The 11,850-nt window shown below is 66.5% G+C and carries 13 protein-coding genes; 5 read left to right on the plus strand and 8 right to left on the minus strand.

What is annotated here, in order from left to right; translation table 11 throughout:
* Positions 1 to 114 precede the first annotated feature (114 nt).
* Complete coding sequence (locus ACVWYP_RS16695) at positions 115 to 1,071, plus strand: J domain-containing protein (RefSeq protein ID WP_304499073.1); 957 nt, start codon at positions 115 to 117, stop codon at positions 1,069 to 1,071.
* Between the two features lie 385 nt (positions 1,072 to 1,456).
* On the opposite strand, the gene ACVWYP_RS16700 is transcribed toward ACVWYP_RS16695, so the two are convergent.
* Together ACVWYP_RS16700 and ACVWYP_RS16705 are read right to left on the minus strand one after the other, a co-directional pair.
* Positions 1,457 to 2,221 carry an anti-sigma factor family protein gene (locus ACVWYP_RS16700; RefSeq protein ID WP_304499074.1) on the minus strand — a complete coding sequence of 255 codons (765 nt, stop codon included), beginning with the start codon at positions 2,219 to 2,221 and terminating at the stop codon, positions 1,457 to 1,459.
* Between the two features lie 67 nt (positions 2,222 to 2,288).
* The gene (locus tag ACVWYP_RS16705; RefSeq protein WP_016844579.1) at positions 2,289 to 2,777 is read right to left on the minus strand and encodes a sigma-70 family RNA polymerase sigma factor; all 489 of its coding nucleotides are present in this window, start codon (positions 2,775 to 2,777) and stop codon (positions 2,289 to 2,291) included.
* A 229-nt stretch (positions 2,778 to 3,006) separates the two neighbouring features.
* Here ACVWYP_RS16705 and ACVWYP_RS16710 point away from each other — a divergent pair, with 229 nt between their 5' ends.
* From ACVWYP_RS16710 to ACVWYP_RS16720, 3 genes are all read left to right on the plus strand, one after another.
* Positions 3,007 to 3,606, plus strand: coding sequence for a histidine phosphatase family protein (locus ACVWYP_RS16710; RefSeq protein ID WP_304499075.1), 600 nt, complete (start codon positions 3,007 to 3,009; stop codon positions 3,604 to 3,606).
* Positions 3,607 to 3,681: 75 nt separating this feature from the next.
* Positions 3,682 to 4,770 carry a chorismate synthase gene (gene aroC, locus ACVWYP_RS16715; protein ID WP_304499076.1) on the plus strand — a complete coding sequence of 363 codons (1,089 nt, stop codon included), beginning with the start codon at positions 3,682 to 3,684 and terminating at the stop codon, positions 4,768 to 4,770.
* A gap of 44 nt (positions 4,771 to 4,814) precedes the next feature.
* Positions 4,815 to 6,008 (plus strand): adenylate/guanylate cyclase domain-containing protein, encoded by a 1,194-nt coding sequence (locus ACVWYP_RS16720; RefSeq protein ID WP_304499077.1) that lies wholly within the window; start codon positions 4,815 to 4,817, stop codon positions 6,006 to 6,008.
* On the opposite strand, the gene ACVWYP_RS16725 is transcribed toward ACVWYP_RS16720, so the two are convergent.
* Complete coding sequence (locus ACVWYP_RS16725; protein ID WP_304499078.1) at positions 6,005 to 6,769, minus strand: hypothetical protein; 765 nt, start codon at positions 6,767 to 6,769, stop codon at positions 6,005 to 6,007. The genes ACVWYP_RS16720 and ACVWYP_RS16725 overlap by 4 nt on opposite strands.
* Before the next feature lie 90 nt (positions 6,770 to 6,859).
* The gene (gene clpS, locus ACVWYP_RS16730) at positions 6,860 to 7,165 is read right to left on the minus strand and encodes an ATP-dependent Clp protease adapter ClpS (protein WP_028339507.1); all 306 of its coding nucleotides are present in this window, start codon (positions 7,163 to 7,165) and stop codon (positions 6,860 to 6,862) included.
* Between the two features lie 233 nt (positions 7,166 to 7,398).
* On the opposite strand from clpS, the gene ACVWYP_RS16735 reads away from it, so the two are divergent.
* On the plus strand, positions 7,399 to 8,250 hold the full coding sequence (locus tag ACVWYP_RS16735) for a DUF1194 domain-containing protein (RefSeq protein ID WP_028339506.1): 852 nt from the start codon (positions 7,399 to 7,401) through the stop codon (positions 8,248 to 8,250).
* 106 nt (positions 8,251 to 8,356) lie between these two features.
* On the opposite strand, the gene ACVWYP_RS16740 is transcribed toward ACVWYP_RS16735, so the two are convergent.
* Genes ACVWYP_RS16740 through ACVWYP_RS16755 form a run of 4 tightly spaced genes read right to left on the minus strand, consistent with a single transcriptional unit; the run spans position 8,357 to position 11,800 of the window.
* Positions 8,357 to 9,190, minus strand: a complete 834-nt coding sequence (locus tag ACVWYP_RS16740) for a nucleotidyltransferase domain-containing protein (protein WP_304499079.1) — start codon at positions 9,188 to 9,190, stop codon at positions 8,357 to 8,359.
* A 54-nt stretch (positions 9,191 to 9,244) separates the two neighbouring features.
* A complete protein-coding gene (locus ACVWYP_RS16745; RefSeq protein ID WP_304499080.1) occupies positions 9,245 to 10,486 on the minus strand; it encodes a class I SAM-dependent RNA methyltransferase in 1,242 nt (413 codons plus the stop codon).
* On the minus strand, positions 10,479 to 11,240 hold the full coding sequence (locus ACVWYP_RS16750) for a TlyA family RNA methyltransferase (RefSeq protein WP_304499081.1): 762 nt from the start codon (positions 11,238 to 11,240) through the stop codon (positions 10,479 to 10,481). Before ACVWYP_RS16750 ends, ACVWYP_RS16745 begins: the two co-directional genes overlap by 8 nt.
* Positions 11,237 to 11,800: a nucleoside 2-deoxyribosyltransferase gene (locus tag ACVWYP_RS16755; protein ID WP_304499082.1), complete on the minus strand. Its 564-nt coding sequence runs from the start codon at positions 11,798 to 11,800 to the stop codon at positions 11,237 to 11,239. The genes ACVWYP_RS16750 and ACVWYP_RS16755 overlap by 4 nt, the downstream gene beginning before the upstream one ends.
* Positions 11,801 to 11,850 lie beyond the last annotated feature (50 nt).

Genomic DNA, 11,850 nt, shown 5'->3' on the forward strand with positions numbered 1-11,850 from the left:
TCCGGCGAAGCCGGACTAGTTGCAAAAATGCCACTGAGCCCCCACATGAAGGCAAAGTGGGCCCGGACGGGTTCCCGGCCAGGACTGATTTTTCCCGTGAAGGAGACGTGACGGATGCGCGACCCCTATGAGGTCTTGGGGGTGCAGCGGAGCGCTAGCGCTGCGACGATCAAGAGCGCCTATCGCAAGCTCGCCAAGAAGCATCACCCTGACAACAACAAGAATGATCCGAAGGCGGCGGCCCGCTTTGCGGAGATCAACACGGCCAACGAGATCGTCGGCGACGAGGACAAGCGCAAGCAGTTCGATCGCGGCGAGATCGATGCCGAAGGCAAGCCACGCTTCCAAGGTTTCCCTGGTGGCGGCGCCGGCGGCCGTGCCGGTCCGGGCGGCTTCGAGTACAGTTTCCGCTCTGGGCCCGGCGGCGGCACGGGCGGCGGCAGCTTCGAGGACATCCTCAACAGCATGTTCGGCAATGCCGCTCGTGGCGGCGGCGGCCGCGCGGGCCGGGCCAGTCCGTTCGAGTTTGACGGCGGCGGGGTCGGCGTCGACCTTGATCTTTCGGTCGCCATGACGGTGTCGCTGGAGGAATCGGTCAGGGGCGGCGACAAGCGCGTCCGCCTGCCGACCGGCCGCGAGCTCAACGTCAAGATTCCGCCCGGGGTTGCTGCGGGCCAGCAGATCCGGCTGAAGGGGCAGGGCGAGACCGCGCAAGGCCATCCGCCCGGCGATCTCCTGATCACGATCTCGATCGCGCCACACCCGTTCTTCAAGGTCGACGGCAACGATCTCCGGATCGACCTGCCCATCACCCTCTACGAGGCGGTGCTGGGCGGCAAGGTCCGCGTGCCGACCCTCGGCAGCGCGGTCGAACTGTCGATCCCCAAAAACACCTCGAGCGGCCGTACTTTCCGCCTCAAGGGCAAGGGGCTATCGAAGGCAGGCGTTGTCGGCGATCTCTACGTCACGACCCGCATCATCCTTCCCGACGGGAACGATGCCGAGCTTGAGGCATTGATGCAGACGTGGCGGGATCGTAACCCCTATAATCCGCGCAGCGATCTCGGCTGACCGCCGAGAGCGTGCCCCAAAGACGCGAAGACGCGAAACTGCAACTACCCCGGAGTCTATCGGGGTAGACGCGGGCATTGCGAGCGCGTCACAAAGGATAACTGGCCGTCCGAGGTCTGCGGCGTGCAGATCGGATGACGGAAAAGGAGTGCGGCCTCGAGAGGGGGACCAGCGCGGTACACAAAACCCCAATCGAGGCCGCGTGCGCCGATCGGCGGATCGGGCGCGGATCATCTTCGCGTGAGCATCCGGTGCGATAATGAGACGCGTCGATGACGCGAATCGAAGTTTTCGATGTCGGAATTGGGACGCTGAGTGAGGCTGGATTCACTTACTCGAAATGAAGCAATTTCGACGACCTGATCTTCCGTAAAATTACGGAAGATCACCCGCCGCTCTTCTCCATCTGATCATAGACGGCCTGCGCGACCTGGGTCAGGCGCGTGCGATCGGTGCCGCCGCTGACGACATAGGCAACGCCCCGATCGGCCCAGAACAGCGCGCCGTCGCTGCCCTGCGCGGCGTAGCGCATCTGGGTCGCCTCGGTCTTCGCCTTGGCGGTGTAGACCGTGAAGCGCTCGCCGGACGTGCTCTCATACATCAGGAACGACGCCGGGCCGCTCGGTCCGGGCAGGAGGCGGCCGCCGACCAGCTTCAGCCCGGTCAGCTCCGGCGCGCGGACGTCCCAGCCGCAGCGCTTGGTCAGCCATTGCTGCAGGTGGTCGCGCTCGCTGCCGGGCACCTCGACGGGATGCCGGACCTCGACCACGTAGAGCCGATGCGCATCGAGTGCATCGACCGTGAAGCTCTGGAAGGCCGACGGCGTCGCCGCCGCTCCGCGCGCGATCCAGCCGGCGCCGCCGCCGGCGACGAAGGCCATGAGCGTCGCCGCCACCGCGCCATAGACCCAGCGGCGCGGCTGGCGCACCAGCCGCTCGAGCTCGAGCCGTTTCGGCACCGCCTCGTCCAGCACGGTGTCGTAGCGTGCATGCAATGTCTCGGCCATCGCGCGCCATGACTGCACCCGCGCCGCGTCGTCAGGATGCGTGCCAAGCCACGCCTCGACATCGCCGCGGCGTTCGGCCGGCAGCTCGTTGTCGACGTAAGCGTGCAGCTCGTCTTCGGTGACGGGAATGTTCGGGTCGGTCATATCAGTCGTCTCTGCCAAATCTTGTTCGAAAATCGTTCATGCGTCATGCCGGCCATCGCGCACATTATCATTTCACCCGTCGCAGCGCCGGGCGCTGGCCCTCGATCGAAGCCCGGACATGGGCGCGGGCGCGGGCGAGGCGGGACATCACCGTGCCGATCGGCACGCCCTGGATATCGGCGACCTCCCGGTAGCTCATGCCCTCCAGCATGACGAGCAGCAGCACCGAGCGTTGCTCCTCGACCAGCGTCGACAGCGCGCGCTCGATGTCGCGTCCCTCGGCCTCGGTCCCGCTGGCGTCGGCATTGTTGTCGAGCAGCGGCACGAACGCCGGCCGCCGCGCCAGCGAACGCCGGCGATTCTTGTTCAGATTGGTCAGGATCGTGTAGAGCCAGCTCCTGACGTCGCCGCCGAGAAACAGCCGCTCCGAGCGCAGCGCCCGTACCAGCGTGTCCTGCACCAGATCGTCGGCGATATCCGTGTCACGCGCCAGCGCGCGCGCATAGCGGCGCAGCGCGGGAATCATGGCTTCGACACTTTGACGAAACGCGGTCATGCATCCCAGTCTTCGATGGTTGCGGCGATAGCCGCCTTGTCCAACATAACACCCTGGCGGCGTGGCTATTCCGTCTGCGCCGATCTGCGCGCATACCGCCCAAGCTGCGGCCGATTTGGGCTTGTCGCCGGCCGAAGTGCTGGTGTACCTCCGGGCCGAAAAAATTCGAAGCGTGGAAGCCTTGAGGCGGCCGACATCTCTCACTCAGCAGGGACCAGCCGTTACGGGAATGCCGGTACCGACGATCTATTACATCCGCCACGGCGAGACCGCGTGGAACGCCGAAGGCCGGCTCCAGGGCGTGCAGGACATCGCCCTCAATGAGCGCGGCCGCGCCCAGGCTGCGCATGCCGGGCGCATCCTCGCCGATCTCCTGGCGCGCGACGGCCGTGACAAGACGACGGTGCCGTTCGTCGCGAGCCCGCTGATCCGGGCGCGCGCCACCATGGAGCTGGTGCGCGCCGAGCTCGGCCTGCCGCCCGGCGACTACGCCCTCGACAGGCGACTGCGCGAGATCGGCTACGGGACGTGGGAGGGCTCGACCTTGGCGCAGGCGCAGGCTGCGGATCCCGCGCTGTATGCCCGCCGTTTAGCCGAGAAGTGGACGGTGTCGCCGGCCGGCGGCGAGAGCTACGTCGACGTCCAGGTGCGGATGACCGACTGGTATCGCTCGGTGACGGCAGACACGGTCGCGGTTGCCCATGGCGGCACGGCGCGGGCGCTGATGGTGGCGCTCGGCTTCGAGACCACGGCCTCGGCCGCCGAGCTCACTATCGAGCAGGGGGCGGTCTATGTGTTCGGCGCGGCGGGGTTGCGGAAGTATAGTTAAGGGCGCCCGGCCACCCGCGTCTTTGGGGCCATGAAACTCGTTTGACGCTGCCGACCCTGCGCGTTACGACACGCCATGTCCTTCAATACCTTCGGCCATATGTTCCGCGTCACGACCTTCGGCGAGAGCCATGGGGTCGCGATCGGCTGCGTCGTCGACGGCTGCCCGCCGCTGATCCCCCTGACCGTGGAGGAGATCCAGCACGACCTCGACCGCCGCCGCCCCGGCCAGTCGCGCTTCACCACGCAGCGCCAGGAGCCGGATGCGGTGAAGATCCTGTCCGGCGTGATGGCGCATCCGGAGAGCGGGGTGCAGGTGACGACCGGCACGCCGATCGCGCTGCTGATCGAGAACACCGATCAGCGTTCGAAGGATTATTCCGAGATCAAGGACAAGTTCCGCCCCGGCCACGCCGACTTCACCTATGAAGCGAAATACGGCCTGCGCGACTATCGCGGCGGCGGACGCTCCTCCGCGCGCGAGACCGCGACCCGCGTCGCGGCCGGCGCGATCGCGCGCAAGGTCCTGCCCGAGGTGAAGGTGCGCGGTGCGCTGGTGCAGATGGGGCCGCACAAGATCGACCGCGAGAAGTGGGACTGGGACGAGATTGCGAACAATCCGTTCTTCTGTCCCGACAAGGACAAGGCGGCGTTCTTCGAAAGCTATCTCGACGGCATAAGGAAGAGCGGCTCCTCGATCGGCGCCGTCATCGAGGTCGTCGCCGAGGGCGTGCCGGCCGGGCTTGGCGCGCCGATTTACGCCAAACTCGACAGCGACCTGGCGGCGGCGATGATGAGCATCAACGCGGTCAAGGGCGTCGAGATCGGCGCCGGCTTCGGCGCCGCCCAATTGTCGGGCGAGGAGAACGCCGACGAGATGCGGACCGGCAACAACGGAACGCGTTTCCTGTCCAACCATGCCGGCGGCGTCCTCGGCGGCATCTCGACCGGCCAGCCGGTGGTGGTGCGCTTTGCGGTCAAGCCGACCTCCTCGATCCTGACCACGCGCCGGACCGTGGACCGCAAGGGTGCCGATACCGACATCCTGACCAAGGGTCGCCACGACCCCTGCGTCGGCATCCGGGCGGTGCCGGTCGGCGAGGCCATGATGGCCTGCGTGCTGGCCGATCATTTTCTGCGCGACCGCGGGCAGACCGGGCGCTGATCCCCTATATAGTGGCGGTCGCCAGACCGCCCTGGGGGAATGCCATGAACGCGTCGGAGCTTCGGGACATCATCGAGTGGATGATTGGCGGCGCGCGGTCGGCGCCGACCCCGCCGCAGATGATGGCGGAATGCTGCGAACGGCTGGTGCGGGCCGGATTGCCGCTGTGGCGCATCGGCGTCTTCGTGCGCACGCTGCATCCGGAGATCTATGGCCGCCATTTCTTCTGGAAGCCCGGCGCCGAGGTCGAGACCGGCACCGTCGATCACAACATCCTGGACTCCCCGGAATTTGCCGTCAGCCCGCTGTCGACCGTCTTCAGGCAGGGTGTTGAAGTCCGCGCGCGGCTCGACGATCCCGCAAGCGCCCGGTTTCCGATCGTCGTGGACCTGCAGGCCGAAGGCGTCACCGACTACATCGCCGTGCCGCTGGTCTATACCGACGGCTTCGTCAATGCCTCGAGCTGGACCACCAGGCAGCCGGGCGGCTTCACCGACGAGCAGCTCGATGCGATCCGGTCGATCGCCGTGCCATTGGCGCGCTATATCGAGATCATCACCCTGCGCCGCACCGCCTCGCTCTTGCTCGACACCTATGTCGGCAACCGTGCCGGCGAGCGCATCATGGGCGGCCAGATCCGGCGCGGCCATGCCGATACGATGGATGCCGCGATCTGGCTGTCGGACCTGCGCGGCTTCACCGCGCTGTCGGACCGCCTGCCGGCCGAGACGGTGGTGGAGATCCTCAACCTCTATTTCGATTGCCAGGTCACCGCGATCCGCGACCATGGCGGCGAAGTGCTCAAATTCATGGGCGACGGCCTGCTCGCGGTGTTCCCGGTCGACGAATATCTCGGCGACGAGGTGCAGGTCTGCTCACGCGTGCTGGAGGCCGCGCGCGCGTCCCGCGCCGGCGTCGAGGCGCTGCAATTCGCCAACGGCGATGCCGTCGAACGCTTCCGTTTCGGCCTCGCGCTGCATCTCGGGCGCGTGCTCTACGGCAATATCGGCGGCGGCAACCGGCTCGACTTCACCTGCATCGGTCCGGCGGTCAATCTCGCCGCGCGGCTGGAGAAGATCGCCGGCCGTCTCGGCCGCACCGTGGTGGCCTCGGAGCGCTTCGCCGGCATCAGCGACGGCGGCTGGAGCGATCTCGGCGAGTTTCCGATCGCGGGATTTGCCAAGGCCGAACGGGTCTACGGCCTGTTCGACGAGGCGCCGGTCGCTGCTGCTAGCTAGCCGCTGCGGGCGTAAGACTGCTTCAGGCCGAAGGTCAGGATCGACAATGTGATCCACAGCCGCAGCATCGCGAAGCCGAAGATGAAGACGACGTAGACCAGGTTCTTGATCGGCTGGCCCACCATCGAGATTTGCCAGAAGTCCCAGATCGCGGTGCGCACAAGCGCCTGCCCGTAGCCCAGCGCAACGTTGATCGCGCCCAGCACGAGCACCGCCGCGCCAAGCCAGAGCGCGTGCCGGCCAAGGTCCTTGACGGCGGCAAACAGCGCGACGCGACCGCCATTGCCTTCTGCATTGACGATGATCAGCAGCACCAGCGCCGCGATCGCCGCACTCCAGAACCGGCCGAGATGGGTGACCTGATCGAAGGCCATGCCGTCGAGGCCCGACAAGAGATACGGCGCAAACCACGAGAAGCCGATCGCGGCGGTGCCGAGTGCCGCCACGATCATCACGAACACGATCCGCCACAGGATCGACAGCGACAGTCGGATCTGCTCGGCCAGCGTCAATTCGCCGAGCGATGATCGGCCGCCGGAAGCCTGGATCGAGTCCCGTGCCGTCGCGAAGAAGGCGAGCAGCACGCAAGCGTTGGCCAGCGCCAGCGCGGGCACAATCAGGCCGAGATTGCCGTAGCCGACGATCCGCAGCGCCGCCGCCATGATCAGCCAGGGCAGGGCGGGCAACGGGCGAAACGGCCCGAACGAGGTCTCCGGGCGAGTTTTCCGCAGGGACAGTTGTTGGCGCAGCGCGACGGACATGCCGCGTAGGTACCATGCGATCCCTAAAGCACCGGTCGCCGCGATCGCTAAAATACGTGGCAAGGCCCGCGGCAATCTGGCGCCGGCGCGCTATTCCTCGGGTTCGGTGGTGAACAGCAGCGGATAGCCCTTGGCGCGGCCGGCGTCGGTGGCGCGCGTCGCCTTGGTCTCGGCGATGTCCCTGGTGAACACAGCGACGACGCAGACGCCGCGCTGATGCGCGGTCAGCATCACCTTGTAGGCCTGGTCGTCGGTCATGCGGAATTCACCCTTCAGCACGGTGACGACGAATTCGCGCGGCGTGTAGTCGTCGTTGACCAGGATCACCTTGTGCAGGCGCGGCCGCTCGACCTTGGTCTTCGTCCTGGTATTCGGCTTGACGACGGTATCTGGCATCGCACTCCCTCGCGATTGCCCCGTAAGAATACCGTCTTCGGGCGCGGCTTGGAACCGTTCGATTTGCACGGCGTCATTGCGGCAACGGCACGGCGCGTGTCGCCGCATTCGAGACAAGCGAAGTCTGACTTGAGTGTGGACGTCTAACCTGAATGTGAAGGACAGCTGATATCTGCGCTTTTCGCCGCCTGAATTGCGTGTCACGATGACACTCATACGACGGGAGGGCCGCAATGCGCTGGTATGTCTCGATCGGAGCGGTGCTTGTCGCGGGCATGCTGGCCAGCGGCGATGTGGCCGGTGTTGCCGCGCCCGGCCCGGGAACCCAGCCCGGCCATCGCCTGGCTGAAAAGGAATCCACACCGAGCGTCGACATCGAGTTGATAATCGCGGTCGACGTTTCCTATTCGATGGACATGGACGAACTCGCGATCCAGCGCGAGGGCTATGCGCAGGCCATCGTTTCCAAGGATTTCCTGCAGGCGCTGAAGGCCGGTCCGAACGGCAAGATTTCGATCACCTATTTCGAATGGGCCGCCTCCAACGATCAGAAGATCATCATCCCCTGGCGGGTGATCGACGGCCCTGAATCCGCCGATGCGGTCGCCGCCGAGATCATGAAGACGCCGGTGCGCCGCGCCTCGCGGACCTCGATCTCCGGCGCGATCTATTTCGCGATCCCGATGTTCGACGAGAATCCGCATCGCGGCCTGCGCCGCGTGATCGATATTTCCGGCGACGGGCCTAATAACAACGGCACGCCGATCACGCCCGCGCGCGATGCGGCGCTCGACAAGGGCATCGTCATCAACGGCCTGCCGATCATGGTGAAGGAGCCGTCCTACTCGACGATGGATATCGAAAATCTCGACTATTACTACGAGGACTGCGTGATCGGCGGACCGGGCTCCTTCGTGGTGACGATCAAGGATCGTGAGAAGTTCAAGGAGGCGATCCGCACCAAGCTGCTGCTCGAAGTCGCCGGCCGCACCCCCGAGCGCCCGATCATGCGGACCGCCGAGAAGGAGCCGCGGGTCAATTGCCTGATCGGCGAGAAGATCTGGCAGGACCGCTGGGGGCGGTAGCCGATCATGTGGATCTCGTAGGATGGGTAGAGCGAAGCGAAACCCATCAATTCATGTCCGCGGCGCGAATGATGGGTTTCGCTGCGCTCTACCCATCCTACGAGTTCTAACTCGTCCTACAAATCTTCTGGAGCTCACTCTCCAGCATGCGCAACGTCTGCAACGCGGCGGCGTGCTCGGCCGCGCCGATCTGCCGCCAGACCTCCGCGGCGCAACCAGCGAGGCCGCGCACGGTCACCGGAAAATTCGCGGCCTGCGCCAGCGCGCCCTTTTCGTTGATCAGATACGCCCCGTTCAGCGCAAACAGCACCTGCGCGATGCAGGCCAGCGCGCGATAGGCGCAGCCGGCGATATGCGTGCTGTCGCCGCGCGGCACGGCGAGCTCGGCATTCTCGATGCTGAACAGGATTTCCCATTGAAAGCGCCGCACCAACGCATCGCGGAGGGCCGGCGGGTAGGGCGCGGTCCTCGCCTTTAGCGCCGCGACGAGGCCGTCGGGATCGTGCAGCTGATGGCACAGCGCGACCTCGCCCATCCAGATCGCCGAGCAGAAGCCGTACGGATGGCCCGGCTGATAGTGCATGCTGATCTCGCCGTTCCGGCAAGCATCGATGACAGCGGAGACCTGATCGATGCTGCGGTAGAGCAGGTCGACCTTGCGGCCGCCGATCGTGAGCCAGGCACCGCCGACGATCCACGGTCCCCATTCGCCGACCGGCGTGACATGCGCAGCAGCGGGGTCGTCGACCAGACCCGTTACAGCTTCGCGCAGCCGATCGATATCCGGCGCGGCGCCATCCCGATAGTAGAGGCCGATATCGGTGTCGGAGGCGTCATGCGCCGTGCCGCGCGCCCGCGAGCCGCCGAGCACGATGGCGGCGACGCCCGGTACGGCGGCGAGAACGGGAATGATGCGTGCGAGCAGCGGATCGTCGGACATGGAGCGCAGACTATAGCGGGAGCGCCCGCGCTCAGCGATAGGCGCTGCGTCCTGTCAGCGCGCGAACCGCGCCACCAGCTCGACATGGGGGGTGTGGCGGAACTGATCGACCGGCGTGACAGCTGCGATCTTGTAGCCGCCGTCGATCAGGATTTTCGCGTCGCGCGCAAACGTCGCGGCGTTGCAGGACACCGCGACGATCACCGGCACCTTGCTCGCCGCCAGCTGGGTGACTTGCGCCTGTGCGCCCTGTCGCGGCGGATCGAACACGACGGCGTCATAGTCGCGCAATTCCTGCGGCATCAGGGGGCGGCGGAACAGGTCGCGCGCCTCGGCCTTGAGCGGCTTCAGCCCCGGCGTCGATTGCGCGGCCTTCTGCAGCGCCGTGATGGCGCCGGCATCGCTGTCGAAGGCCGCGATCCGCGCCTTCTCCGCGAGGCGCAGCGCGAACGGACCGACGCCGCAAAACAGGTCGGCGATATGCTTGGCGCGTCCGCAATGCTCGCGAACCAGCGCGGCCAACGTCTCCTCGCCCTTGACGGTCGCTTGCAGGAACGAGCCGGGCGGCAGCACGACCTTCGCCTTTCCGATCGCAATCTCGGGGGAGCCGCGCTGCAGCACCAGCTCGCCGTGGCGTGTCAACCGCGCCAGCCGGTGCTTCTGCGCGACGCGCGACAAAGTGGTGATCAGGCTGGTCGGCAGCGCGCCGGAGCCGCGCACGTCGATGTCGAGGCCGTTGACGGTCGCGGTCACCTGGATGTCGAGCGGCTTGCCGATCGCGATCAGTGGCTCGGCTGTGGCCCAGGCCGCCTCAAGCGCACCGTCGAGCGCAGGATCGAGGATCGGGCAGCGATCGACCGGGATGATGTCGTGCGAACCTGCCGCGGCGTAGCCGACCTTGAGGACGTCATGGGGGCCCATGCGCCCGTGCAGCGTGATGCGGCGACGGCCCGCCCCATGGGCATCGACCAGTGCTGTGACGTCCGCCGCAATCTTCGCCTGCGCCAGCGTCTCGACCACGATGTTGCGCTTCCAGGCGTGGTAGGGCGCGTCGTTCCAGTGCTGGATCGCGCAGCCGCCGCAGACGCCGAAATGCGGACAGAACGGCGCGATGCGCTCGGGACTTTCCTGCGCGACCCGCAGCAGCCGCCGCCGGTCGGGATGGTTGCCCGGGACATCGTCGACCTCGACCGTTTCGCCGGCCAGCGCATAAGGCACGAAGATCGATTGCGATCCCTCGATCGCGACGCCGTCGCCGCGGTGGCCGACATGGTCGATGGTGAGAAGCTCAGCCACGGCGCGCGCCGAGGAAGAATTCGATATTGCCGTCGCCGCCCGAGATCGAGGACGGGAACACCTGAATGTCGGTGCAGCCCTGCGAGGCGGCAAAGGCGGCGATATCGTCGCAGATCTCCTGGTGCACCATCGCGTTGCGGATCACGCCGCGCTTGGAGTGTTTGCGCGCCGCCTCGAATTGCGGCTTGATCAACGCCAAAAGATGCATCGGGGCGGCCGCCAGCGACAGCGCAACCGGCAGCACCAGCTTCAGCGAGATGAAGCTGACGTCGATCACCACGATGTCGGGCCGCGCCGGCAGGCGCTTGCCGTCGAAACTCCTGATGTCGGTCGCCTCCATGGAGACGATCTTCGGATGCCCCTGCAGCGAGGGATGCAGCTGGCCGTAGCCGACATCGATGGCGAACACGAGGCTTGCGCCGTTGGCGAGCAGCACCTCGGTGAAGCCGCCGGTCGAGGCGCCGACATCGAGGCAGACATGGCCTTCGACGTCGATCGGATAGTGCTCGAGCGCGCCGGCGAGCTTGACGCCGCCGCGCGAGACATAGGGATGCGCCGGCTCGGCCGAGAGGGCCGCGCCCAGTGCGACGATCTCGGACGCCTTCGCGATCTGCTTGCCGTCGGCGGTGACGAGCCCGGCGTCGATCGCGGCGCGCGCCCGCGCCCGGCTTTCGAACAGGCCGCGCTCCACCAGCAGCACGTCGATGCGCTTGCCGGCGGATGCGTCGTTGTCGTTGTCGCCCGCCCTGGTCACTTCGCCGCCTGCCGGCGCTGCGCGGCAGCGAGCCGCACGCAGGCCTCGAAGGAGGTGAGGTCGTGCCAGAGGTCGGCCGACGGCTCGCGCGGGGTCACCAGCGGGCTGCCGTGCAGGTCGAGCGCGTGCATCATCATCAAATTGTCCGGTAATCCAAACCCTTCCACCGTCAGCCCTTCCGCATCGATCAGGCGTCCGTCGGATGCCGGCACGACCTGAGTCAGCCGCGCCACGCGATTGGCGTAGGACGTGGGATCGTTGGAATAGGCGAGGCACAGTTTGCCGCGTCCCGCCATGTAGCCGAGTTCGTAAACCGTGCCTGCGTCGGCACTGGGGCCGCGAAACGGCGTCAAATTGGCGATGATGGCGTCGGCAGACTCCATCATCGCCTCGTTGCTCTTGAAGATGGCGAGCGAGGCCCCGGCGGCGGTGGGATCGATGCTGCTGTCGAGCGGATACAGCCCGGTCAGCCCGTGATAGGCGCAAACCTCCGCCTTGCGGCGGCCGATCTCCACGGCATCCGGCAGGAACACGTCAGGACCTGCCAGATAGATCTTCATGGACGTGCCGGGGCTGGTGCGTTTCGAGCGAGAACCTGGAGCTTCGGTTC

This window comes from Bradyrhizobium sp. USDA 3262 (assembly GCF_054060035.1).

Excerpts from the sequence above, each read along its gene's own strand:
- ACVWYP_RS16695 (WP_304499073.1), top strand. The coding sequence starts at position 115 with ATGCGCGACCCCTATGAGGTCTTGGGGGTGCAGCGGAGCGCTAGCGCT.
- ACVWYP_RS16700 (WP_304499074.1), bottom strand. The coding sequence starts at position 2,221 with ATGACCGACCCGAACATTCCCGTCACCGAAGACGAGCTGCACGCTTAC.
- ACVWYP_RS16705 (WP_016844579.1), bottom strand. The coding sequence starts at position 2,777 with ATGACCGCGTTTCGTCAAAGTGTCGAAGCCATGATTCCCGCGCTGCGC.
- ACVWYP_RS16710 (WP_304499075.1), top strand. The coding sequence starts at position 3,007 with ATGCCGGTACCGACGATCTATTACATCCGCCACGGCGAGACCGCGTGG.
- aroC (WP_304499076.1), top strand. The coding sequence starts at position 3,682 with ATGTCCTTCAATACCTTCGGCCATATGTTCCGCGTCACGACCTTCGGC.
- ACVWYP_RS16720 (WP_304499077.1), top strand. The coding sequence starts at position 4,815 with ATGAACGCGTCGGAGCTTCGGGACATCATCGAGTGGATGATTGGCGGC.
- ACVWYP_RS16725 (WP_304499078.1), bottom strand. The coding sequence starts at position 6,769 with ATGTCCGTCGCGCTGCGCCAACAACTGTCCCTGCGGAAAACTCGCCCG.
- clpS (WP_028339507.1), bottom strand. The coding sequence starts at position 7,165 with ATGCCAGATACCGTCGTCAAGCCGAATACCAGGACGAAGACCAAGGTC.
- ACVWYP_RS16735 (WP_028339506.1), top strand. The coding sequence starts at position 7,399 with ATGCGCTGGTATGTCTCGATCGGAGCGGTGCTTGTCGCGGGCATGCTG.
- ACVWYP_RS16740 (WP_304499079.1), bottom strand. The coding sequence starts at position 9,190 with ATGTCCGACGATCCGCTGCTCGCACGCATCATTCCCGTTCTCGCCGCC.
- ACVWYP_RS16755 (WP_304499082.1), bottom strand. The coding sequence starts at position 11,800 with ATGAAGATCTATCTGGCAGGTCCTGACGTGTTCCTGCCGGATGCCGTG.